We start from the raw sequence: 24,758 nt of genomic DNA on the forward strand, positions 1-24,758 counted from the left end.
ATTGCGGAAATGCACTTTTTCCCTCATCCAAAGAGCTTCTTTGCTGTTTCTTCAAGTTCCAGCCGTTCTTTTGTATCATCATGAGACCTGTCTCTGTCATCTATCCCGTGGACCAGATCCAGCCGGAACAGTCCGTCTTTTTTGCAGTAAAAGAATAGCTTTTTTACCCCTGCTATTTTAAATCTGGCTTCAGGATCACCCTCGGGATAGAGCTTCACCATCTGGAGCCTGTCGGAAGACAGGGCTGCAATAAATGAAATGTAGTGGGTCTTGGTCATCTCATGTTCTATACGGACATAGTATTCGTCCTCCACCCTCTCGACAAAGATCTTGTGAGCCTCGTCCGTGTCCTCCGCCTCCTCCGGATTCAGCGTCACTCCGTGGCAGGAAACAACTGATTGTCCCATGCTGTGGATCACATTTCCGCAGACAGGGCATACATAAAACATGCTCCTTAACATATTTGCGGACACATTTACATTGCTGACTGTGGTGCCGGAAATAAGCTCCGTCACTGACACATGAAAAGCTTTAGCGATGGGCTCCAGCAGGGTAATATCAGGATAGCCTCTGCCGGTTTCCCATTTTGATATAGCCTTGTCACTTACTCCCAGCATGTCAGCCAGCTGACTCTGGGTGATCTTATTCTTTTCTCTCAGGTCCTTAATAACAGATCCTGTTACATACTGATTCATAACTTTTACCTCCTCTTGTTCAGGTACCGCCATTTGTGTTTCCGTAATTTAGTGTACTCCCGGGACGGTATCACTGCTACCTACGGAAAGTAGAGTCAAAAAATGCCGCTAAACACTTATATTCATTACGTTTTTTGGTTTAAAAGTGTTCAGATATGTATTATAGTTAATATATATAGGTAATTTCGTTCATAAGAAAGGAAAAGTCTAATGAATACTCTTACCAAAAAAATCTGTTCCTGCTGTCTCTGTGCAGCATTGATCCTGTTCTGTATCTGGGGCAGTACGTATGTCGAACAACACAAAGGCTATCAGTGCGACGGCTCAGCTCAGGGCTTTGCAGGTGAGATCAAGGTCTCAGTTTTCATCGAAGATGACATGATCTCTGATATCACCTATCAGCACGAAGGCGAAACACCTTCCATCGGCGGAAGCGCCATGAAATCCCTGCGAACCAAGATCCTCAAGACCCAGAGCACGCAAATCGATGCTATTTCAGGAGCCACCTACACCTCAAGAGGATTTCTTGAGGCTGTGTCTACAGCTCTGGCATCCACAGGCTTTGTAGCTGACGGAAGTCACAAGAGCAATTTAGCCACAGAGGACTACGAAGCAACTACCGATGTGGTTGTTGTAGGCGGTGGCGGTGCAGGAATGACTGCAGCCATCACAGTGGCTGAGAACGGCAAGAACGTCATTCTCCTTGAAAAAAGTGATATCCTCGGCGGAAATACCAGCAGAGCAAGTTCAGGTATGAATGCTGCGGAAACCCATTACGAGGCCGAGCAGGGAATCGAGGATTCTGTAGATCTTTTCATTGAAGATACCATGAAGAGCGGAAAAGAGATAAATGATCCGGACCTGGTAAGAACTCTGGCAGAAAACACTTCCGATGCCATAGACTGGCTGGATAAGGAAAATGCTCCTCTCTCCGGCCCCCTCGGAACCATGGGCGGACTGAGTGCCAAGAGAACCCACAGACCGACAGATGCTGAGGGCAACGTAACTTCAGTAGGAAATTACCTTGTTTCTGCCCTGGGTGTAAGACTTGATGAACTGGGAATAGAAATAAGAACCGGAACTACTGTAAATAAGATCCTTATGGAGGACGGAAAGGCCTGCGGTGTCTCAGGTGTCGGTGAATACGGTGAAAAGGTCACTGTTCATGCCAACGCAGTTATCATTGCCACCGGCGGATTCGGCGGCAATATGGATCGTATAGCCCAGCTTCGACCGGACCTGGCCAAATACATTTCCACCAACGTTGCCACAGCCAGCGGCGATGCCTTGGATTTCCTTGCAGAGGTGGGAGCTGACTTCGTTGATCTTGAGCAGATCCAGCTTCATCCTACAGTCATCCCCACAGACGGAGCCCTGGTTGGTGAGGCGCTTCGAGGTGACGGAGCAATTCTTGTTAACAGGGAAGGTCTTCGTTTCACAAATGAGACCGGTACAAGAGATGCCGTTTCTGCGGCAGAAGTTGCCCAGACCGGCGGAAATGTATGGCTCATTGCCAATCAGGAAATGTATGAAGGCTCTGCCGTTATCAAAAAGCTTGATAAGAGCGGCTATCTTGTAAAGGGCGACACCCTTGAAGATCTGGCAGCCGCCATGGAATTTGATGCCAACGCAACAGCGGCTTTGCTGGAAACGGTGCAGACCTGGTCCTCATATGTGGCTTCAGGAACCGACGCAGATTTTGCAAGGGATATCGGAACTCCTCTTACAGACCTTTCTTCCGGTCCATATTATGCGGTTAATGTTGGCCCCGGAATCCATCACTGCATGGGCGGTGTAAAGATCAATTCCGATGCCCAGGTTATTTCAAAAGACGGAACTCCCATCCCCGGCCTCTTTGCTGCCGGCGAAGTCACAGGAGGAATCCATGGAGCCAACAGACTTGGCGGAAACGCTGTTGCGGATATCGTAGTATTCGGCAGAATAGCCGGAGAAAATGCTTCGAAATAAATCCTGTTTTCTCATGAAAAATGCCCCCGGGAATTTGATTTTCCCGGGGGTTTTTCGTTGTTTTTCTCTTTAAAGTTTTGCTCTTTCCTCATCTATAACAGATTTGTCCAGACGTTCAAAAAGAATGCTGATCTCCGGAAGTCTGTAACCTGAAGGTATCTCCTTATACTCCCAGGTTGTGCTTATTCCAAGCCAGTTGCATACTTTTTCTGATGAAAAAGGTAAAAACGGAGCCAATACCACCGCAAGATTGGCGATGATCTGAACGCACTGAAACAGCGTATTTTTGCAAGCTTCCACATTCTCAGTTCTTGTTTTCCAAGGTGCCTGTTCGTCAAAGTATTTATTAGCTTTTCTGACCACTTCAAAGATTTCCTCAATGGCATAGTTCTGGCTGGTGGAGATCTTCCTGCCCTCCAGAGTCAGATATTCGCTGGAGACAATCTGGTCCGGAAGGTGATAGCCGCTACCGTTGGCGTAGGGCCAGGCTCCTCCGATTAGAATGTTTTTGTTCATCTCATTTCCTCCTTTTTGGGTTTGGCGCGGAGGGAGATTTTTTTGTACTAAAAAAGCTCTCTCCACTGAATTTTGCGATTCAGGGACGAGAGCTGATATGCTTCGTGATACCACCCTAATTCACCCATATCTCACGATATGAGCCTCATCAACTACGGACGGGAAATGATCCATCGATAGTCTATCACTGTAACGGGTGCACCCGTCGTAGCCTAAGTCCGAAGACCTCGGTACGCAGCTCCAAGACCATGTTCAGTTGTTGCCCACCCACCGGCTCTCACCAAATGCCGACTCTCTGTAAAGCTTCTAACAACCTACTCTTCTTTTCACAGCTTTGCTATAGATTAAATCATGAATTAAAAAAAGTCAACTACATCAATTATTGCTTGTTTCCGATGCGCTCAATAAAAGCGACAGCTTCTTCGATTCCGCCTGCATTCTTAAAGCTCTCTGAAACCTTCCCGGCTCCTTCTTTAAAGCCCGGCTCCTCAAGGACCCTTGTCAAGCATTTCAGGATATCCTGCTGTTTTATTGAGGGCAGTTTTAAGCCTGCTCCCAGCTCAGCGGTTCTTTTTGCCACCGCCCCCTGCTCAGGAGTCTGGGGAAAAAGAATAAGCGGAACGCCGAAATAAAGTCCTTCCGATGCGGAGTTCATGCCGCAGTGGGTTATAAAGGCGTCTGCTATGGACAGCACAGCCATCTGATCTACACTCTCATAGATCTGGATATTTGAAGGCAGATTGTCAAAATGATCCGGATTTGTGCCCATGGAAATGATCACCTGATAATCGGTTTTTCCCAGAACCTCAATGCAGTTGCGGTAAAACTCGCGATTGTTATTGACGGTGCCCATGGATATGTAAACTGTCTTCTCGGCGGTCTTTTCATATTTCTGGGTAATAGGCCTTATGGAAGGGCCTATGAAATGATACCTGTCAGAAAAAGTCTCTGCGCAGGGCTGGTAATACTTTGAAGTATAAACAATGGTATTGGTGTCATTGTCATTGGTCACGATATCCAGAATGCCCTTTACCGGATATCCCTTGTCCCGAAGACGCTTTATCTGTCTGTTGACCTCCGGCATTGCTAAAAGCATCCTCAGTGTCTCTCCGATGCCGTGGCTGTTATATTTTCCGGAATACCGGTTAAAAGCGAAGGTGGTGGTGGAACAGATATATGGCAGTCCGAATTTCATGGAAGCAAGCTTTCCCCAGAATGCAACGGAATCCGATACGATCAAATCCGGCTGCAGTTCTTTTATCTTCTCGCTGACCATCCCATCCAGTCCGATGGTTGCAGATACCATGAGCTTCACGGCAAAGGACTGGTCCTTTCCGAACTTTTCTGCAAAGTCTGCATCCTGTTCCTCGAAATTGTAGTCATCGCAGGGAAAAAAGGTAGCGCCGACGCCCTCTATTTTTTCCCTGAACATCTCATAAGAAAAGTAATATACTGTGTGCCCCGCCCCGGTCAGAGCCCTGACAATTCCCAGTGTAGGATTGGTATGTCCATGGGCCGGAATGCAAAACCATATGATTTTCATACATTTTCCCTCCTACACTAAATTATAATATAACTTTAATGCTAATTCGTTAATCTTTTGCCAATTTCAAAAATTTCTTGTCATTCAGGATTTAACCGTTTATACCTTGCAAGCCCGCATAATCTTCTCTGAGCATACCGTAAATATTATAATCACAATAAACAGAAACCATTTTCCCTTGGCGAACGGTCCCCTCTTTTATAAAGCCACATTTTTCCATAACCTTATTTGATGCAATGTTTCTTACATCTGCATTCCCATTCAAACGATCTAATTCCGTGTTTTCAAATATAAACCGTATCACTTCCTTTAAAGCTTCTGTAGTAATTCCCATATTCCAGTACTCAGGACTAATTCTGTACCCTATATCACCCATTCTGGCATTTTGGATATTAAATACCGCAATCATGCCTACCACTTTATTGGATTCTTTCAATACAATTCCCCAATTAAAATCAGGCGAAGGTTTTCTTTTTACCCAGGGGCGGGCATCAATAAACATAAGCTCAGGATTTTTCTCATTCTTACTTGCTTTTCTACCCCAATATGTATAGATTTCATCTCGTCCAAGCCACTCTCTTAAATCAGGAACATCATTTTCGTCAAGCACACGAATGATCAATCTGTCCGTTTCAAGAACTGGTTTATCTATTTCATAATCTTTTAGCATAATATCCTCCGCAAATCCTTATTTGCATATATAAGCCTTACGCTATAATCAATTATTTATAGTATATGTATATCCTCTATCCTCTTCAATATTCAAGCCTTTGTACATTCCAAAATGAGCTATGAACCCCGTCCCCCGGTCACTCATATGATGGCGCTTTTGACACCAGCTCCAGGCACAAGACTGCTACAATAACCGTAAAGCTGGAATATGATATAAAGTAATTTTCATAAGAAAACACACACTGGAGAAGTATTTCTTTTCCAGCGTGTGTCACACAGTTTTCTAATAGAACATCTATCTTGCGATATATCTTTTGTTGTCTTAGTTCAGAGCAACTCCATTAACGTAAAGTGTATATCCATTAGTATCGACACTGGAAATATCTCCATCAAATGATGAGATATAGGTATCTGCTGTAAGTGTCCAGGTGCTGCTCTTATCTATAGAAACAGCTACTGTTCCTACTTCTGTGGAAACTGTTTCGCCCTTGGCATTAGTGATGTTTCCGCCTATTGTGCCTGTGAAGCTGGATCCGTCAGTAAGATTAAGTGTAAGCTGTGAATCACTTCCAACAAGGATTGTTCCCTCAAGGGTCTGGTTAGTTGCATTAAGTGTAGCTGTGTTTGTGTCACCATTCCAGCCATCAGCACAAACTGAAAGCAGAATATTCTCTGAATCCATATTAATAATCTTTACATTATCCAGGTTAATAACAGCAGTTGTATTTGTTACGTGGAAAACATGGCCATTCTTGCTGGTAAGTGTTCCACCGTTCATTGTAAATACCGATGTACCACTGTCTGCATCTCCTGACATGGACTGGTAGATCATGATTGTGTCATAGAAGGTTGCATTTCCGTTGGTATCAGTATTATTGGCGGTCATATCGCAGTCATTAAGGGTAATTGAATTGATACCCTCAATGCAAACTCCCTCTGAAAGGTTGGAAACAAGAGTTGCATTAGAAACTGTGATGTCTGCAGTTGAATAGATAGCAGGAGAGCCAAGACCGTTTGTTGTATATGTTCCACCATCTACAGTAACTGTGCCGCCACCCCTGTCAGTTCTGATGGCTGCTGAAGATCTTCCGCTAGTCTCAACTGTAAGGTTTGATGCCTTTGTCACACCGCCACCGGTTGTCATGATGCCACCTGAGCCATCACCTGTTGTTGTGATAGTACTGTCTGAAATTATGACTGTTGTACCATCACCCTCATCGCCATTCTTTCCACCATTTCCACCATATGAGAATACGCCGTTGGCTCCGTCAGCATCAGAAGTAATGTTTGCTCCTGTAATAGTGGTTGTAGATCCGTCTTTTACAAGAACAGCTGCATTAAGGCCATAGAAGTTACAATTGTCTCCACCATCTGAATCACCGGTCTTGGTAACAGTTGCATTGGTGATGGTTACATCGTCACTTGTGCTGATCAGAAGTGCGCTCTTATCTGCTGTTGTGCTGGCATAGGTCTTTCCATCCTGAGTATCTGAGCCAGTTACTTCTACCGCTCCCTGATAATCGATATCAGCACTGCTGCTTCCGCCTCCGAAGCCGCCACCACCTTCGGGAGGATTTCCAGGTGCTTCTCCATCCGGTTTATTTCCAGGTGCTCCATCAGGCTTATCTCCAGGAACACCATCAGGCGCCTCACCGTCCGGCTTTTCAGGTGCATCAGAAGGGTTGCTGCTTTCTTCAACTGTACTTTCCTGTGTAACTACAGTGTCAGTTCCTTCGGTTGATGTGGCTGTCTGTCCGCATGCTGTGACAGCTACGCACATGATTGTTACTATTGCTAAAGATAAGATCTTTTTTAACTCGTTTCTTTTCATAATTAGTCTCCTTAGTAATTCCTGAACATTTATCAGTGAAAAATTGTTTGTTGTTGGAATGGATTATGAATAAGAAACCTAAATTATAGTTAAAAGATTTTCTTAATTTTTCAATGTTTATAAATTGTTTAGAAACTGCCTCATTACATCCTCTATCTTCCGATATATATTCCGAGATAAAAGGCTATGCCTTCAGAGAGCAGGATTTCTCCCTGCTTCCAGGCTCCGCCAAATGCATAGTTGCCGGCAAGTTCGCCTTTTGAGTTTACTATAAGTATCCGGAAAAGATAATCCGTATTTTAATGCTTCTTCTCTTGTTTTCATGAAATAATTCTAACACATTCAAATAGAATTACTCATAATTCACTGTTATTTTTCCCAACGTTATTTTATCCAGAACCTTATCATTAGTCTTTACTGTATGTTCCGGTAGAATCTTTTCTTGATAATACACGCCGTCCCAGTTTAGAAGCTTTTCCGGGTCTTCGGAATATCCTGTTAAATCACAGGTATTTGCAAGAAATTTGGCATATTTTACTGCAAGAGCATGTTTTATCCGCATATTAGTGAGGATGCTTTCATCCAACCCTGTTCTTGCAAGCTGATTACCGGTCATGCTGCTTAAGATCATCTTTGCTTCGACCATTGCTTGTTTTTCTTCCGCGCTACTTAATACAACTCCTTCAGAAAGAGCTCTTTTATAATAAATCTCATCTGATATACAAGTGTTAACTGCCACCTTCTTGGCGTAATCACAGACAAACTGAGAATCCATGCCGGCTGAAAAGTGGGTATTCCACCAGTGCTTTGGATTCTCAGGATCATACAAAAGAGCCTGGTTCTGCACAAACTCTTCTACTTTATATATGTAATATCCAAATTCTCTTAAGGTAATCCCGGTATCATCAACTGTGATCAAAGGCTCATCAAGATGATCTTCATAAACGAATCTGCTCAGTATTTTTCCGCAAATGGCAGCAATTATCAGAAAGCAGTTAAATATGATGATTCCGACAATGGCTTTTTTAACAGATCTTTTCATAAGCATTTATTTATCCTGTGTGAACAACTCTTGGAATTCCTTTCTTCCGGGAACCCACGCCTTTTCATAAATGTGAGTGAAATGATTTTTTACCGTCTGCTCAGAAATTCCGAGCATATAAGCAATTCTATGATTTGAAAACCCCGACACTTTAAGGTATCCGAGTTCAAGCTCTCTTTTCGTAAATCCGAATTTACGAGCTATATTAAGATACTGCTCCTTTGTAATTCCGGGATCATTCATCTTCCATGTCCATCTCTTCATTCATCTTACGCTCGGCATTTAACTTAAGCGGCAGAAGAAAAAACTCGATTATTACTGCATAAAAACCTGAAAGGAAGCAGACAGCAAGGCTTGGTCCAAACGTTTCCGGCTCAGATAAATGTCCCATAAGAATTATTGCTTGAGTTATGATGGCAAAAAGAGCTCCAAATACAGTAAGCTTCTGGGCAGCGCCTACGGCTTCTATAATATTTTTTAGTTCAAGAAGTCTGTAATCTTTTATCCCTACTGAGAATGAATTCAAAAAATCTTTCCACTCACCCATGATAATGAGCCCGGGAATCAGAATAAGTAAAACAAGAATCAGCGAAGGCACATCAAGAAACCATGCGACAGCAGAAAAACCAAAGCTGGTTCCGAGGGTACTGATAAGAAATACAACGATGAAAAGTACAAGCTCTCCAAATAAAACGGTACGGATATTCTTTTTCATAAGCATACTCCTATTAAGCTTTATTTATTCGTTATAGGTGTTCCTATTATGACGTTATCATATGCACGAAAAGAAATATATAGTACCTTTTGCAAAATGAGCCAGGAACCCCGTCCTGGTCCACTTTACTTGTTTGTTAGAAAAGCTGTTATTTCTTCTTGGGTTGGCATTACAGAAAGTGCACCTTTTCTGGTGGTTATAATAGATGCCGCAGCGTTTGCAAACGACAGGCATTCAAATAATCCGTCCTTTGTCAGATTATCAAGTCCGTTTTTGTGGATGTAATCTATGGCACAGGCACAGAAGGTATCGCCTGCTCCTGTAGTCTCTATAGTAGCAGGATTTCTGTACCCTTCTTTTTTGATCACCATATCTTTGTAAAGAGCCATACTTCCTTCAGGTCCAAGTGTGGCAAACACGATTGGAATACCAAAGTCTCTCTTTATTTTCCTTGCTCCTGCCTCTATATCCTTAAGGCCTGTAAAAAGCTCAATCTCATTATCTGAAATTTTCAGGATATCACAGTTTTCAAAGCCATATTTCATAGCATCTATTGCATCGTCTACGTTCTTCCATAAAGGTTCTCTGTAATTTGGATCAAAAGATATGACTGCTCCGCTCTCTTTAGCTATTGTAACAGCTCTGACAGTTGCCTCTTTTGCAGGTTCGTCTGTCATTGACAGTGTTCCAAGATGAAATACCTCTGCATTCCTGATAAGATCAGCATTCTTCTCAACATCCTCTGCTGTCAGCATCATGTCTGCTCCGGGCTTTCTGTAAAAAGAAAAATCTCTGTCTCCATTTGGAAGCTTGTTTACAAATGCAAGGGTAGTATTTATCTCCTCGTCAAAGACAAGTCCGGTAGAGTCTATACCCTGCTTTTCAATTCTCTCTTTTAACATTCTCCCAAAAAAGTCGTTTCCAACCTTGCCGATAAAAGCTGTGCTGTTGCCTAAATTCTGAAGCATTGACAGCACATTACAGGGTGCTCCGCCCGGATTAGCCTCAAATAAAGGATTTCCCTGGTTGCTGTCTCCGCTTCCTGTAAAATCAATAAGCAACTCTCCCAGCGCAACTACATCTTTTTTCATAAGTTATTTCCTCTCAAGCTCATACATAGTAACATCCATAAGAAGTTCTCCAACTGCCTTAAAACTGATACCTTCAGCTCTGACATCTGTAAGGATTACCATAGACATTACCTGCTGTCCATTATTGATGAAGAGCTCCATGCTGTATCTGTCAAGAACAAGTCTAAGTGAAATCTCACCCTTATTTCCTGCAACCTTACATCTTCTCTGATGAACAATGGCTCTTCTGCTTCCTGAATGCTTTCTGTCTATCTTAACAATATTGTCAACAGGATCATATTCAATCGTTGAATAAGCCTTGCCATTATCAGCAAAACGAATTTCAAATTTTTTATATGAAAGTTCTGCCTGTGTAGATCTGACTCTTACTGTCATATCTACGCATCTGCCCTCAATACTTGAAAGTGAAGCACTATCAGAAATAAGTACATTCTGTCTGCTGATTCTTTTGCCGTAATAATTCTCTATCTCTCTGGCAGGCCACTGAATAAGTCTGTTATCCTTAATAGTTATTTCCCTTGGAATACTCATCTGGCCAAACCATGGGAAGTCATCGCGCCTGATTCCGCATGTATCCCAGTTCTGCATCCAGCCGATCATGACTCTTCGTCCATCAGGAGTCTTGATTGTCTGTGGCGCATAAAAATCAATACCATAGTCAACAGCCTGACAGTTTTCTTCGCAGAATTCTCCATTTTCATCGATACTTCCTATCACACACAAGGTTCCGTTTCCGTTGTGGAACTCAAGCTCTTCAGGGAGCATATCCTGCGGGCTTGTGAGAAGGACCTGTTTGCCATCGTGGTTAAAGTAATCAGGGCACTCCCACATTACACCGAATCTGTGGTTGTTCTTGATAACAGTCTTATCATAGGACCAGTTAATACCGTCATCACTTACAAACTGTAATATCTGTCCATCGATATCCTCAGTTTTATTGCCAACTACTATGTAATATTTGCCATTTTCACGCCATACCTTAGGGTCTCTGAAGTCATATTTGCCTGCGCCCTCAGGAAGCATAGTGCTGTCAATTACAGGATTATTTGCATACTTCTCATAATCCTTGCCGTCACCAAAAGCAACACACTGGGTCTGAACCTCTCTGATGTTGCCATCTTCATCTTCCATTTTCTGAACTCCTGTGTACACCAGAAGTTGTCTGCCATCTTCCATTTCAATGGCACTACCTGAAAAGCAACCGTTCTTGTCATATTCCATATCAGGAGCTATAGCAGCAGGATAATATTCCCATGTGATCAGATCCTTACTAACCGCATGTCCCCAGTGCATAGGTCCCCATACTGTCTCATATGGATAATACTGGTAAAAGAGATGGTATTCACCCTTATAAAGGCTAAAACCGTTAGGATCATTCATCCATCCACATCTTGGTGTCAGATGAAAAAGAGGCCTCATTTCAGGGGCGATCATCTTTTCCTTCTTCTCTTCATATTCACGTGCCTTGTTTAACTTATCACTCATTTCTATCCTCACTTACCGTAAATCTTTACATTTTCTGCCAAAGCATCTGTAAGCTCAATTTCCCAATCCGCTCCCACAGCTGCATAAATTCTGTTTGACAGAGCTTTTATTCCATCTGCATAAATAACTACAATATCTTTTTCAACCACAACATCTATATGATATTTGGTTCCGCTTTCCAGCCTGATCGGCTGATTGTTAGGAAAAGCATTAAAAGATATATTATCATCCTGATTGTCGATGCTAAGCTTGTATTCTTCTCCGCTCTCAGGATTACTAAACACCAGGTCCATTCTGCCTGCTTCTTCCATATCAAGGTCAAAAGAGAGGTGACAAGTTTCCGGCACCTTCCCCAGATCCAGCGCATTATTTTCAGAAGTGGCATTTAACAGTTCTTTTGTGAAATATTCATTATATTGATCAGGCATGCATACCCCAAGTCTGCCGTCTGATAATTGTCTAAGTTCATATACCAGGACACTTCCTGCCCATGTATACTTCAGGCTGTCTTTTTCTCTTTTTTTGCGGTCCAGAAAGCCTATAAGATACCTCTTACCCTTGTATTCACAAGACTTGGCTGCATAGAAGCCATCCCCATCGAAAGTATCAATCTCCTCTTTTTCCCATGGTCCAAAGAAATTATCCGAAACTCTGTAATAGACCACGTTGTTCCAACTAAATACCAGATAATACTTATTTCCCATTTGGAAAACATCCGGGCATTCCATAAAATACAGATCCCGACTGGTATAGAAATCTCCCTTAAAAGTCCAGTTTTCTAAATCCTGTGACTCGTAATATACTATAGCGCTCTCGTTTTCTTTTCTTGCTCCCACAAGCATCAGATAGCCATCATCGCTTCTGTAAACCTGCGGATCACGAAAATCGTTTGTACTATACCCTTTTGGTGCATGAATTATATTGTCATAGTCTTTGGTAAAGCTTTTGTTATCTTTACTTGTAGCATGTAACACACATTCTTTATCTAGTCCATATGTGTCGTAGTAATCATTATGTCCTGTATAGAAACAGTGATAGTTTCCCTGTTCATCCCTGATAAAAGAACCGGTTCCTACTGCAAGATCCTGTATTTCTGAATCCTCTGCAAAAGGAAGAACTTCTCCTTTATCCTCAAAGCTTAAAAAGTCCTTGGTATAAAAACGGTGAATGGGATGATAGCCCACACCGTTATGATCTGTTTCATATAAATAATTCAGATATACTCCATTTTCTTCTGAAAGAGCCATTACATCTCCAACATAACTGTCCTCAGCCCTTGGAAAAAGAGTATCTGCATTTTGGCTATCAGCACATCCTGTGAGCATACATGCAAGAAGTGCTGCAATTATGGCAACTTTTCTTTTCATTTTTTAAAAAAGAGAGGAGAAAATCTCCTCCCTGCCTTTCCGTTTATATGAATTAATCATAGAACTGATCAAAATACTTCTGGTAGATAGAGAGATACTCATCAAGACCATATGCATTAACCTGCTTGAGATACTCATCCCACTCAGCATCTGTAAGACCGTTCATAACGAAGTTACTTCTGCTGGAGTTGATATAGCTGATAAGATCTGTCTGGATAGTTGTAAGAGCCTCTGTATCATCAGCTGTCATAAATACGTTAGGATATACATACTTGCAGTTCATATCGTCTGTGTAGTACTCCTTGATCCAGTCAAGACGGTACTGAGCGTCATCAGGGCATGTAACATATACGCCATAGTACTCATCAAGGATTGCAAGAGGACCACCAACACACTCAGCCTCACGAACTTCTACAGGAGAAGCATCGCCAAGAGGTGCATGCTTGAGCATCTTGTCGCCGTTTGCATTTGTTGAAAGCTCGAAGATATCAAACTCATCATCCTCGCCATATGTTCCCCAGTTGTTCTGTGGTGACTGGAATGGATCATACATCTTATCAAGCCAAGCACATACGAATGCAGGGTTCTCACACTTAGAAGTTACAACGCATCTGCCACGGTCAAAACCTGATGTGAAAGAGCTGTTCATAGGAGTTACATTCTTAACATCAGCCTTAAGAGCTGCAAGTGGAACGAAATCTTCAAGGTTATCAATGTTAGCAACGTCCCATGTAAAGCAAACACCATATCTGTGTGACTTACCCTTAGCTACATAAGTTGACCAGTCCTGTGTGAAGCACTCAGGATCGATAAGTCCCTCTTCATAGAGTTTATGAAGCCACTGCATACCTGACTTGAAACCTTCCTGTGTTGCTGTGCAGATAACCTTCTTGTCATCTGTAACTGCAATGTGCTGTCCGATATCATTGTCACCGTAACCTTCGCCAAAGCCGTTAATAAGAAGGCTTGGATCCTGATCGTTCATGATGCATGACATAGGAATGATGTCACCCTCAATACCAAACTCAGCCTGAAGCTCTGAAGCATGCTCCTTGAATGCCTTAAGTACTTCTTCGAATTCATCAACTGTTGTAGGTGTCTGAAGTCCGAGGAAATCAAGCCATTTCTTGTTGATGTAAGTGAAGTTATTACCTACTGTCTGGATAGCTGTCTTGTTAGAACCAAGCTGCTCAATCCATGGAAGTGCCCAGATGTGTCCCTCGGAGTCCTCACACATTGTGCGGTACTCAGGATACTTATCAAATACTGCCTTAAGGTTAGGCATGTTGTTGTCAATGTACTCTTCTACAGGAAGGATAACTCCCTGATCAGCATATCTGATAAGGTCTGAGTTACTAAAGCCTGCATTAAATACAAAATCTGTAAGTGTGTTCTTGTTAGCCATGTTGAGCTTGATCTTGTCGCCCCACTGATCATTTGAAATAGCTGTCCAGTCAACATGTACGTTTGTCTCTTCCTCAAGTCTCTTGAAGATTGTTCTGTTGTTAGGTTCTGACTCAGTTCCTGACGGATAGCTGATTGTACCTGTGATAGTAACCTTGTTTTCCAGCGGAAAGCTGATATCATCCGCTGTAACTGTTGCTGCCCCACTGCCTGAAGCACCTTTTCCGCAACCTGTCAGAACACTTGCTGACATTGCAAGAACAAGTGCTGCTGAAAATAACTTTGTTGTCTTCTTTTTCATTTTCCCTCTCCTTATAAAAATTCTTTATTATCTCCTGTTGCCAGGGGAAGTTCTGATTGTTTAAGCCTCTCAGCCTTTAACTGAACCAACCATGATTCCTGAATCAAAATACTTCTGGAAGAATGGATACATTACTATAAGCGGTAAGCTTGAAATAATGATGGTTGCATATTTAAGAAGTTCTGCAAGCTGTGCTCTCTGAGCTGTACTCTGCATATCTGCTATCATTCCCGGATCCGGTTCATTCTGGATGAGGATAGCCCTAAGCACCAGCTGAAGAGGCTGCTTATCTGCTGAATTCAGATAGATCATTGCATCAAAGTAGCTGTTCCACATTCCTACAAACTGCCACAATATCAGCACTGCTATAAGTGGTGTGCACACAGGAAGAAGTATTCTGAAGAAGAACACCAATTCATTAGCTCCGTCCACATCAGCAGCTTCTCTAAGTTCGCTTGGAATACCTTTGTAGTAAGTTCTTGCGATGATCATGTTCCATACGCTAAATGATCCCGGAAGAATTACAGCCCACATGGTATCAAGAAGTCCAATGTTACTGATAAGAAGGTATGTAGGAATCAGTCCTCCGCCAAAGAACATTGTGATAATAAAGATTGTGTTAAAAAACTTCTTGCCTTTAAAATCATCTCTTGACATTGGATACGCACACAAAAGTGTTATAAATACAGAAATAACCGCAAATAATACGGAATATATAATTGCATTTCTAAATCCAATCCATATCTGAGAATTGGTCATAACTCTCTCATAAGCTGTAAGAGTCCATTTGCTGAAATCAAATACTATTCCCTTGTTCTGAAGTGTTATAGGATCCATGAAGGAAGCTACAATAATATAAACTACAGGGCCTATGATAGCCATTACAAAGGCTGCAAGGAGAATATAACCAACCAAGAGAAATGCTTTATCTCCAATGGAAGCTCTGGCAAATTCGCTTTTTTTAATATTTACTGTCTGTTGCATTTCGCTCCCCCTTATAGTCCCTGACCGTCGTTAAGCTTCTCAACAACCTTATTAACCACTATGAGAAGAATTACATTTACGATCGTATTAAATAATCCAACCGCTGTTGAATAACTGTAATCACCATTCAAAAGACCTTTTTTATAAACATAAGTAGCTATGATCTCAGACGAAGCAAGGTTCATATCTGACTGAAGTGCATAGGCCTTTTCAAAGCCGATACTCATAATGTTTCCTGCCTGAAGGATGAATTGGATAACTACCATATCCTTGATAGCCGGCCACTCTACTGCCTTGATCTGTTGCCAGATATTGGCTCCATCAATCTGTGCTGCCTCTTTGAGTTCCTTGCTGGCATTTGAAAGAGCTGCTGTGTACATGATCGATGCCCAGCCGGCGCCCTGCCAGATACCACTTATGATGTAGATTGGTCTGAATGCTGCAGGGATTGTCAAAAAGTTGATGTTCGTTCCCAAAAGCATATTGAATGGTCCTGTAACCGATAAAAGAATCCTGACCATACCACAGAGGACTATGACAGATATGAAGTTAGGCATATACAGAACAAGCTGTATCTTCTGTTTGATCTTGCTACTAGAAATCCTGTTAAGTAGAAGCGCCAGTATTATCGGCATTGGAAATCCCCATAACAGACCAAAAATACTCAGTTTAAGTGTATTGGCAAGATACTGAAAAAAATCCGGCGATGATAAAAACTGTTTAAAGTATTTAAGGCCAACCCATTCGCTTCCCAAAATGCCTTTGAATGGATTGTATTTCTGGAAAGCAATCAGTATTCCTCCCATCGGAATGTACCTGAACACTATTGTCAGTAACAGTGCCGGCCCCAGAAAGAACACATATAGTTGCCAATGCTGTTTAACATATACCAGAGTGTTATGCATCGAATTATCTTTTACCTTTGTGTTCATGTAACCCTCCCAAGTTTTACATTTGCATAATTCTCATTTGCATATGTAAAATATAGCACCCATATTTACAGCTGTCAATACAATTATTTTACATTTGCACAATAAATATTTACATTTGACACTTTGATTTTTACATTTTATAATGATATAGGTGTCAAAAAGTCATAAATACTGACACATTAATCTTTTATTTAGAAAGTGGAGACTACACTATGCCAGCAAAAGTCACCTTACAGGATATAGCAGATGCTCTTGGAGTATCCAGAAATACCGTATCCAAGGCTATAAATAACACCGGAGTTTTAGCTGAAGCTACCAGACAGAAGGTTTTAGAGAAGGCTATCGAAATGGGATACAAGCAATTTTCTTATGCCAATTCCATTTCAGACATTACAAATCCTTTCAGTTCCCAACCCAAGGCTTCAGGAGAGATTGCTCTCTTTTCAGGCAGTTTCCTTAATAATTCTCACTTTGCTTCTACCATGTTGGATAAATTTCAATATGAAATTTCTCTGCTTGGCTATAGCCTGACAATGCACCGTGTTGATCATCAGAATATAGAGTCAAGAACTCTTCCTCTCTCATACAGACCGGATAACACCAAGGCTATTGTATGCATCGAAATGTTTGATCACTCCTATTGTGAAATGCTGTGTGACATGGGCCTGCCGGTACTTATGGTGGATGCTCCCGTGGCAAGCTATTGGAAGCCGCTAAATGCAGACACTATTCTCATGGATAATTTTTCCAATATCTACACAGTGATAAATGATATGAAAAAAAGGGGAATTTCCAAGATTGGATACGTTGGGCAGGTTACACACTGCCGTTCTTTTTACGAAAGATTTATGGCCTTCAGAGAAGCCATGTATATCAACGGGCTTACTATTGACGAGAAGTTCTGCTTAACAGAAGTGCATGCTCACGGAGATGATTACAAGGAATACCTTTCTTTGGCACTCTCTAAGCTGGATGAGATGCCACAACTTTTCATCTGTGCCAACGACTTTGTGGCTATAGATGTATTATATGGCTTGAAAAAACTGGGGATTGATTGTCCCAAAGATATAAAACTTTTTGGATTTGATGATTCACCTGAATCCAAGATCATGACACCGTCTCTTTCCACGAGCCATATACACAGCCAGGTAATAGGATATTCTGCTGCCAACCTGATAATTACCAGAATAGAGCAGCCTGATCTGAATTACAGAACTGTCTATACCGAGACGGATCTGATCTATCGAGATTCAACTACATAATCATATCGTGGCTGTCGCATTTAGAAAGATACAGGAGCAAATTGGTTCATTTGATCCTGTATCTTTTTATTGCTACTTTATACTATTGCTATACGTTTATAAACTTCTTTGTACTGTCGCTAAGTTTGTTCGTAACCTGATTGTTATTATCCATGGCCTCTCCGATTTCTTGAATTTCTCCCACAATCTCCGTAGAGTTGGAAGCTGAAAGGCTGATGGCCTGTGTGGACTCTTCAACGGAATCGGTGATTGTAAGAATTGAGTCTGCCATGCTGTGCATTGTGTTATCAAGAGAGTCTGCCTTCTCAGTAAAGCCTTCAAGAATTTCATTCATTATCTCTGCTGTACTCTCGTATTTCTCTCCTGTCTCAACAAAGGCTTCATAATCGGCAATAACAGTATTGTTGATAAAATCTACAACCTCGATGGCATTATTCGAAAGCTCCTGAACAGCCTTTGTCACATTCTCACTTATAGTCTGAATATTTCCGGCTGTCTGTCTGCTGTTATCGGCAAGTGCACTGATCTCCTGCGCAACTACCGCAAAGCCCTTGCCGGCTTCACCTGCTCTTGCAGCCTCAATGCTGGCGTTAAGTGCAAGAAGGTTTGTCTGGGAAGCTATATCGAGGATAACCTTGGTAAGTTCTCCGATCTGATTAACCTGCTCACTTTCCTTTACTGACTCATCAAGGGTCTTGCTGAGCGCCTCAACTCTGGCACCTGTATTCTCCTTCTTCTGCATAGCCTCATTCTTAATGGTATCAGCTTCCTTCTGGATCTCGCCTGCACGCTCTTTTCCTGAAGCAACCTCATCATTGATGCTCTCCACCGCATCTCTTACATCATTGAGCTGCTCCTTAATGTGAGAAGCTGTAGTTGACACATTGTCCATGCTGGCTGAAAGCTCCTCAAGTGCCGCTGATGTGTTGGTGATGTTGTCGTTAGCCAAAGCGATCTGTGAGGTCATCTTGTCTGCGGAATCTGTAAGAATGAGTGTTCCGCTCTTAACATCTTTCATTACGCCCTGCAGGGTTTCAATAAAATCATTTATGCCGTCTCTTATAAATACAAGCTCATTTCCGGTCTTAACATTTACTCTTGCTGTAAGGTCACCCTTTCCGGCGTTGATATCATTTATAATTTCCTGAACAGAGTCGGAAATCTTAACAATAACTTTGGTGATAAGAACAAATGAAACATAGAGGTTCAAAAGAAGGCACACGATAAACACAGCCATTCCTGTTACATTCATGACAGTTATCTTACTTCTTGACTGTTCCATATAATTTACAACATTACCCCGAAGTGCATCCACCGATGCATCAAGGGTTGCCATGCCTTCTTTGACGCCTTCCATGTTAGTCATATAATCTCCGGTAAGTATCTCCGAGGCAACACGTCCATCGCCGGTTGTCATCATGATATTGAACACTTCATCAACGTTCGCAATAAGAGCCTTTGCCGAAGCATCAAGCTGTGTCGTTGCGTTTGGATTGCCATACATAGTAAACTCATCGCCGATTTCTTTTAAAAGAGTGGTCACTTCGCTCTCGTAGGATTTAAGCTCGCTTCCGATCCTCTCTTTATCAGCATCAGTGTAATATGTCCATAGTCCCAGTGCGCTCTGGATCGTTCCGTCAATCCTGGCCAGATCTTCCTTAACTGTTCCCTCTTTATGAACCAGGTCGGTTACTCCGGCAATTATACCCTGAGCACTGTCAGACATGGATGATATTCCATCGTTAACAATGTAGCTTACTATGTTAAATACCAGCAACATCAGAATATTAAAGAACAAAATCTGAACCGGAATAGATTTGAAAAAACTGACCTTATTCTTCTTGTTTTCAGTTGTCCTTGACATAACGACACTCCTTTCAATTTAATAAATATTCACCTATATACATTATACAGATAAACAATGCATTGTTTTACGTTTAATATTTTTTTAATAAAATTAAATAAAAAATGCATAAAAACACAAAAAAACAGGCAGCCTTACCAGCTACCTGTACAATCTTTGCTTTATTCACGGAACCCAGGTGATAAGGACCTCGGCATCTCCCTCACTCCAATAATAGGCCAATACTCCTAAAGGCTTCTGAAATGCTCTCGTCATCATTACTTCCGATCACACACGAGAATTCCTTCTTCAATTCCTCCGGAGCATTTCCCATCAGAAAAGGAAATCCTACAGATCGTAGCATTTCTGCATCATTAAAATGATCACCAAAAGCAACCGCTTTCTCCGGCGGGATGTTCATATACGAGCATACTCGCCTGACTCCATCGGCCTTTGTAATTCCCTTTCCCATGATTTCAAGAAGAACATCTGAGGATTTAACTATCGACAGCTTTGGAAATCTCTTTTTCAATTCATTTTCTATACCACATATTGCTTCAGGCTCACATATGCAAAGGAGCTTTCCTATGATTGCATCTTTTGGAAGAAGCTCTATGCCGCCCTCTGTTGCACAGACCTCAACGATTTCCTCTTCTGCGCGGACCAGTCGGTCATTCCTGTCATTTACAATCCACAATTCTTCTGAATAGATATTCCATGTACAGTCAATCTTCTCCGCCTCTATATAAGAAATAATATCCCTCGCGTCATCGGCATCAAATCCCTCCGAGTACATTATCTTATCGTTTTCATCAATGATAAGCGCCCCACTATAACAGATCATCGGGCAGGAAAACCCGTATCTTTTAAAAATCGGCCGTACTCCGGATGGTCCTCTTGCTGTCGCAATGACGAAAGGGATATTGGCTTTCTTTAGGGCAAATATTGCATCAAGTGTGCCCTTAAGCATTCTATGTTCACTGTTTAGAATTGTTCCGTCTATATCTGAAAAAACTATTTTGAAATCCATTGATGTCTCTTAACATTTCTTTCTAAAATGAAGTTGTCATTTTGTTCTAGCCATATCATAATATTTTAATTATACATTTTAATCCATCTACTTCACCATCCAAGATCCAACTTTTTTGGATCCAACCCTTTCAACAACACCTTCTTCAATGAGTTCTTTCATTATCATCTGAATTGACCTACGTGATTTTCCCATTATCTCTGATAATTCATTCTGTGTAATAGAAGGATTCTCTCTCAATAAAAGCAAAATATACTCTCTATCCGATAAAGCACCACTTTGCGCTTTAACTTGCGCTTTATTTTGCGCTTTATCATAAGCATAATTCAAATTCCATAACGTAAGAAAGAAATTGTAACCATCAGTATAAAACTCAGGTTATTCTCTACCACTCACGCCTGATCTTTTCGAAATCGATAGTCTTTCCAACCTTCTTCCATACCAAAAATGTCAGAACTACATTTATTGCAGCAATTACAAAGTATGTAATAAGGATTTTTGGTCCATCTTCACCGGTATTAATATACGATGAACCTGAGGTTTTCATCGGAACAAACAGTCCTTCTGTATAACCGGCAAAAAAATCAAACAATCCATGAGCCACGCCGCAAGCCCATATATTTCTGGTCTTCCAATACAGTATAAGAAGGGCCAGTCCAAAGATGCCTGATTCCAACGTTTTGGCTACCGCCTGTCCCCATGCAATAGCGGAGGCAGCATCAAATTCGCCCACAATATGTGCTGCACCGAATACTAACGAAGATACTACTGCACTAAGGACAAAAACATATTTCTTTTCCCTGAACTTATAGATAATCGCATCGTTTATAACTGCCCTGAAAGCCAGTTCCTCAAAAAGCCCCACGGAAATAAACATAAGAAATACTATGATAAGCCCCAATACCGGGTTATCATTCAAAGGGACCTGCTCTTCTATATTTGATAAGAGTAATACAGATCCCATGATAAGGGACATCATAAGAAATCCCATGGAATTCAAAATGACATATCCTGTGGAAACATAACAGGATGTCAGGGTCTTATCTCCGGATATCTGGTACAGGAAAAAGCACACTGCTCCGCAAAGCATGGTTCTTACTATAAAGAACTGAAAATTTGTATCTGTATGTACCGTCTTGAAACACACAACTACATATACTATGCAGAGCGCAGCAGTTATCAGCGGAGATTTTTTCATAAATTCAATATACTTTTTAAGCATTTGTATTCTCCTGCTCTGTACTGTTTTCAGAAATGAAGGAAAGCGCTACAAGGTTTGCGGCATTTCTCTTAAGTCGTCTGAATATGTAGAACTGGAAAAAGAATATCGGAACTACTATGATCAATACCATACCAGCACCAATATATGTTGTTCTTTGTATTTCCTCTGTTATAGTCTCTACATTATCCCCGGCATGTATGAGCATGTTTGCTGCAAAAAAATCAAAAACAGTATGACAAAATACAGGGACAAAATATGCAAGGAGGTATTCTTTTACTACAGACTCTCTGCCTGTTACTTTGTTATATCTGGCAAGTCCAAGATGCCTTCCCATGGCAAGCCCGAGCATCATATGCACTGTAATATTGGGCAGCCTCATAAAAAGTCCTGCGAGACCGCTACTATATACAAAATCTTCTATAAGCGTAAATCCGAATCCTACAGCCCCTGCTATCAGCATATATTCGTATACATTTCTCCATTTTTTTCTATAAATGCCTAATACAATAAGTGTAATGATAAGTTTTGCGAGTTCTTCATTCAATGCTGCTGAAAAAAGCGCATGGTTGAAACTGGCAAGTAATGCAGGTCCATCTGTAGGTACAAACCCGGTTACAGCCCTGAAAACAAGACCGATTATTAAGAAAAAGATAAATGAAAGCGGCACAGATAAAAGTCCAAGTAATACCGGTAGCAAAGCCTGTCCTCTTGAGATTCTGTAGTCTCCTTCCCAGGCAATCAAATTTTTATAAAGGATACCAAGAATGATCAAACCTAAAATAAAACTGATAATAGATACCATATTTTTCCCTCACCTTTCAGAAATCCACTTCTTTTCCCATATTTCATTGGCTTTAGCAAATTTGTTTTTACTGATCAAATATAGTGCAATAATTCCTATGGTCACAGCTACAATGAACTCATACAACAGCCGTCCCGTACTATACTGCTGTGTAAGTATGCCATCTCCGGAAACTAACGGGTCCGTTGTAAAACAGATAAAATCATATAACCCGTGTGCAAATATCGGGAATATCACGCTGCCTGTTCCTAAATATAAAGCGGTAAGCAAAAAAGCCTGAAATGTTGAGTGGAGTATCTGCGCCGCGGTCATGACTAAATCTGCACCCTGAGCCAGATTTCCTGCATGAGAAATGCCGAATATTACGGCCAGTATAATTATTGCGACAACTCTCCTCTCTTTCCGGACATATCTCATAACTATGGCTAGTGATAATATTCTGAACATAGTCTCTTCCCCAAATCCGGCTGTAATTCCCATAATAGCCGCCTTAAGAGAAGGACTAAAATAAAACGAATGATAAAAAAATAATGGCTCGATCAGCGTAAAGACTAAGAGAATCGCCAAGGGGATCATTACTAAACCTATGTCCCTGGCTGAAGCTTCAGGCTTTACAAATCCTTTAAATTCCGGTGAGAACCAGTACCAAAAAATCAGCATCGATATTATTGCAAAAACGCATACACCTATGTTCCCTGCATTTTCTGAAATTGCATTACCTATAGAACCTCCTATTCCAGCTAAAAGCGACGGAAATAGTATGCTGAGTATAATGGCGATATAGGGTATCTTTTCGCATATCGAATGCTTTCTTGTTTTTTTATCCATGTGTAACCTCCTGATTAGCTATGATGAAAAAACATGACAAAATATTGCGCTTAGTTGCATAGATACTCTATTTCCATTGTATTAGATTTAGACTGCTAAAGTCTACTTCGCAAGAAGATTTTCGACTTATTTTAGAAAATCTTTGTATTGTATTGCGTCTACTTTTTAAGATATTTCTCTAACCCAGGAATTCTTCCTGTCCAAAGAGATTGGCTGTCATTCCAAAATGAGCTAGGAACCCCGTCCCCCCTGGTCCACTCTCAGCACAAAAAAAAGACCCGGTACAAATGTACCGAGTCTTCTGAAATCTGCAATGCAGATTGATCATCTCTTTGAGAACTGTGGAGCACGACGAGCTTTCTTTAAGCCGTACTTCTTTCTCTCCTTCATACGAGGATCTCTTGTAAGGTATCCAGCCTTCTTAAGTACAGGTCTGTACTCATCTGAGTCAACCTGAAGAAGAGCTCTTGAAATACCATGTCTGATAGCACCAGCCTGACCTGTTGTGCCGCCACCTCTTACAGTTACAACTACGTCAAACTTGTCAGTTGTCTCTGTAGCTACGAGAGGCTGTCTAACGATAACCTTGAGAGTCTCAAGTCCGAAGTACTCATCAATAGGTCTCTTGTTGATTGTGATGTTTCCCTTACCAGAAACAAGATATACTCTTGCGATTGATTTCTTTCTTCTACCGGTTCCGTAGTAATTAGCTGATTTTGCCATTATTTTGATCTCCTTTCAACCCGATTAAAATGTAAGTACTTCAGGCTTCTGAGCTGCATGAGGATGCTCAGCTCCTGCATATACATGGAGTTTTGTGTACATTTCTCTGCCAAGGGATCCCTTAGGAAGCATTCCCTTTACAGCGTGCTCGATAACTCTCTCGGGCTTATCCTGGAGCATCTGACGGAGTGAGAACTCCTTGTGATGACCAACATAATCTGTGTGGTGCCAATACATCTTCTGATCAAGCTTCTTACCAGATACTCTGATCTTCTCTGCATTGATAACGATTACATAATCTCCTGTGTCGATGTTAGGAGTGTAGATTGGCTTGTTCTTTCCTCTAAGTACGTTTGCAACGTTAGCGGCAAGACGTCCAAGTGTCATATCTGTAGCATCAACTACATACCACTTCTTCTCTACTGTAGCTGCACTAGGCATATAAGTTTTCATTGTGTTTCCTCCATTACTGTTATGAGCCGTGGATTAGCTCGGTAAAATA

24 protein-coding genes and 1 other annotated feature are annotated in these 24,758 nt (G+C 41.5%); of the genes, 2 read left to right on the plus strand and 22 right to left on the minus strand.

Going from position 1 to position 24,758, the window contains the following annotated elements:
* Positions 1-23 precede the first annotated feature (23 nt).
* A complete protein-coding gene (locus T359_RS19405; protein WP_081795377.1) occupies positions 24-695 on the minus strand; it encodes a helix-turn-helix domain-containing protein in 672 nt (223 codons plus the stop codon).
* 210 nt (positions 696-905) lie between these two features.
* On the opposite strand from T359_RS19405, the gene T359_RS19410 reads away from it, so the two are divergent.
* Positions 906-2,663, plus strand: coding sequence for a flavocytochrome c (locus T359_RS19410; protein ID WP_051544958.1), 1,758 nt, complete (start codon positions 906-908; stop codon positions 2,661-2,663).
* Positions 2,664-2,732: 69 nt separating this feature from the next.
* Here the strand turns inward: T359_RS19410 and T359_RS0105170 are convergent, their stop codons facing one another.
* The 13 genes from T359_RS0105170 to T359_RS0105230 all read right to left on the minus strand — a co-directional run bounded on the left by T359_RS0105170 (position 2,733) and on the right by T359_RS0105230 (position 16,546).
* Positions 2,733-3,179, minus strand: coding sequence for a class I tRNA ligase family protein (locus tag T359_RS0105170; RefSeq protein WP_026516551.1), 447 nt, complete (start codon positions 3,177-3,179; stop codon positions 2,733-2,735).
* A 78-nt stretch (positions 3,180-3,257) separates the two neighbouring features.
* Positions 3,258-3,518: a binding site (T-box leader), on the minus strand.
* 40 nt (positions 3,519-3,558) lie between these two features.
* Positions 3,559-4,722, minus strand: coding sequence for a macrolide family glycosyltransferase (locus tag T359_RS0105175; protein WP_026516552.1), 1,164 nt, complete (start codon positions 4,720-4,722; stop codon positions 3,559-3,561).
* Positions 4,723-4,813: 91 nt separating this feature from the next.
* Positions 4,814-5,392: a GNAT family N-acetyltransferase gene (locus T359_RS0105180; RefSeq protein WP_242839049.1), complete on the minus strand. Its 579-nt coding sequence runs from the start codon at positions 5,390-5,392 to the stop codon at positions 4,814-4,816.
* Positions 5,393-5,716: 324 nt separating this feature from the next.
* Positions 5,717-7,225 carry a hypothetical protein gene (locus T359_RS0105185; RefSeq protein WP_026516554.1) on the minus strand — a complete coding sequence of 503 codons (1,509 nt, stop codon included), beginning with the start codon at positions 7,223-7,225 and terminating at the stop codon, positions 5,717-5,719.
* A 352-nt stretch (positions 7,226-7,577) separates the two neighbouring features.
* Complete coding sequence (locus T359_RS0105190; RefSeq protein WP_026516555.1) at positions 7,578-8,273, minus strand: hypothetical protein; 696 nt, start codon at positions 8,271-8,273, stop codon at positions 7,578-7,580.
* Entirely contained in the window at positions 8,274-8,510 is a 237-nt protein-coding gene (locus T359_RS19415; protein WP_035783564.1) for a helix-turn-helix transcriptional regulator, read from the minus strand. It abuts the gene before it with no gap.
* Entirely contained in the window at positions 8,503-8,982 is a 480-nt protein-coding gene (locus T359_RS0105200; RefSeq protein ID WP_026516556.1) for a hypothetical protein, read from the minus strand. The genes T359_RS19415 and T359_RS0105200 overlap by 8 nt, the downstream gene beginning before the upstream one ends.
* Before the next feature lie 125 nt (positions 8,983-9,107).
* On the minus strand, positions 9,108-10,073 hold the full coding sequence (locus T359_RS0105205; protein ID WP_026516557.1) for a carbohydrate kinase family protein: 966 nt from the start codon (positions 10,071-10,073) through the stop codon (positions 9,108-9,110).
* A 3-nt stretch (positions 10,074-10,076) separates the two neighbouring features.
* Complete coding sequence (locus T359_RS0105210) at positions 10,077-11,558, minus strand: glycoside hydrolase family 32 protein (RefSeq protein ID WP_026516558.1); 1,482 nt, start codon at positions 11,556-11,558, stop codon at positions 10,077-10,079.
* An 8-nt stretch (positions 11,559-11,566) separates the two neighbouring features.
* On the minus strand, positions 11,567-12,925 hold the full coding sequence (locus T359_RS0105215; protein ID WP_026516559.1) for a glycoside hydrolase family 32 protein: 1,359 nt from the start codon (positions 12,923-12,925) through the stop codon (positions 11,567-11,569).
* 52 nt (positions 12,926-12,977) lie between these two features.
* Positions 12,978-14,630 carry an ABC transporter substrate-binding protein gene (locus T359_RS0105220; RefSeq protein WP_026516560.1) on the minus strand — a complete coding sequence of 551 codons (1,653 nt, stop codon included), beginning with the start codon at positions 14,628-14,630 and terminating at the stop codon, positions 12,978-12,980.
* Positions 14,631-14,699: 69 nt separating this feature from the next.
* A complete protein-coding gene (locus T359_RS0105225; protein WP_035783566.1) occupies positions 14,700-15,614 on the minus strand; it encodes a carbohydrate ABC transporter permease in 915 nt (304 codons plus the stop codon).
* Between the two features lie 11 nt (positions 15,615-15,625).
* Complete coding sequence (locus T359_RS0105230) at positions 15,626-16,546, minus strand: ABC transporter permease (RefSeq protein WP_026516562.1); 921 nt, start codon at positions 16,544-16,546, stop codon at positions 15,626-15,628.
* Between the two features lie 212 nt (positions 16,547-16,758).
* On the opposite strand from T359_RS0105230, the gene T359_RS0105235 reads away from it, so the two are divergent.
* On the plus strand, positions 16,759-17,808 hold the full coding sequence (locus T359_RS0105235) for a LacI family DNA-binding transcriptional regulator (protein ID WP_026516563.1): 1,050 nt from the start codon (positions 16,759-16,761) through the stop codon (positions 17,806-17,808).
* Between the two features lie 88 nt (positions 17,809-17,896).
* Here T359_RS0105235 and T359_RS0105240 read toward each other — a convergent pair whose 3' ends face one another.
* The 8 genes from T359_RS0105240 to rplM all read right to left on the minus strand — a co-directional run bounded on the left by T359_RS0105240 (position 17,897) and on the right by rplM (position 24,709).
* Positions 17,897-19,672, minus strand: coding sequence for a methyl-accepting chemotaxis protein (locus tag T359_RS0105240; protein ID WP_026516564.1), 1,776 nt, complete (start codon positions 19,670-19,672; stop codon positions 17,897-17,899).
* 202 nt (positions 19,673-19,874) lie between these two features.
* Positions 19,875-20,681: a Cof-type HAD-IIB family hydrolase gene (locus T359_RS0105245; protein ID WP_026516565.1), complete on the minus strand. Its 807-nt coding sequence runs from the start codon at positions 20,679-20,681 to the stop codon at positions 19,875-19,877.
* 87 nt (positions 20,682-20,768) lie between these two features.
* The gene (locus T359_RS23420; protein ID WP_051544961.1) at positions 20,769-21,011 is read right to left on the minus strand and encodes a winged helix-turn-helix domain-containing protein; all 243 of its coding nucleotides are present in this window, start codon (positions 21,009-21,011) and stop codon (positions 20,769-20,771) included.
* 55 nt (positions 21,012-21,066) lie between these two features.
* Positions 21,067-21,903 carry a CPBP family intramembrane glutamic endopeptidase gene (locus T359_RS0105255; protein WP_026516566.1) on the minus strand — a complete coding sequence of 279 codons (837 nt, stop codon included), beginning with the start codon at positions 21,901-21,903 and terminating at the stop codon, positions 21,067-21,069.
* Complete coding sequence (locus tag T359_RS0105260) at positions 21,896-22,705, minus strand: PrsW family glutamic-type intramembrane protease (RefSeq protein WP_026516567.1); 810 nt, start codon at positions 22,703-22,705, stop codon at positions 21,896-21,898. Before T359_RS0105260 ends, T359_RS0105255 begins: the two co-directional genes overlap by 8 nt.
* A 9-nt stretch (positions 22,706-22,714) precedes the next feature.
* Positions 22,715-23,533, minus strand: a complete 819-nt coding sequence (locus tag T359_RS0105265; RefSeq protein WP_026516568.1) for a CPBP family intramembrane glutamic endopeptidase — start codon at positions 23,531-23,533, stop codon at positions 22,715-22,717.
* A 324-nt stretch (positions 23,534-23,857) separates the two neighbouring features.
* Positions 23,858-24,256, minus strand: coding sequence for a 30S ribosomal protein S9 (gene rpsI, locus T359_RS0105270; protein WP_026516569.1), 399 nt, complete (start codon positions 24,254-24,256; stop codon positions 23,858-23,860).
* A gap of 24 nt (positions 24,257-24,280) precedes the next feature.
* Positions 24,281-24,709 carry a 50S ribosomal protein L13 gene (gene rplM / locus T359_RS0105275; protein WP_026516570.1) on the minus strand — a complete coding sequence of 143 codons (429 nt, stop codon included), beginning with the start codon at positions 24,707-24,709 and terminating at the stop codon, positions 24,281-24,283.
* Between the last annotated feature and the right edge of the window lie 49 nt (positions 24,710-24,758).

This window comes from Butyrivibrio sp. MC2021 (assembly GCF_000621605.1).
Taxonomy (GTDB): domain Bacteria; phylum Bacillota; class Clostridia; order Lachnospirales; family Lachnospiraceae; genus Butyrivibrio.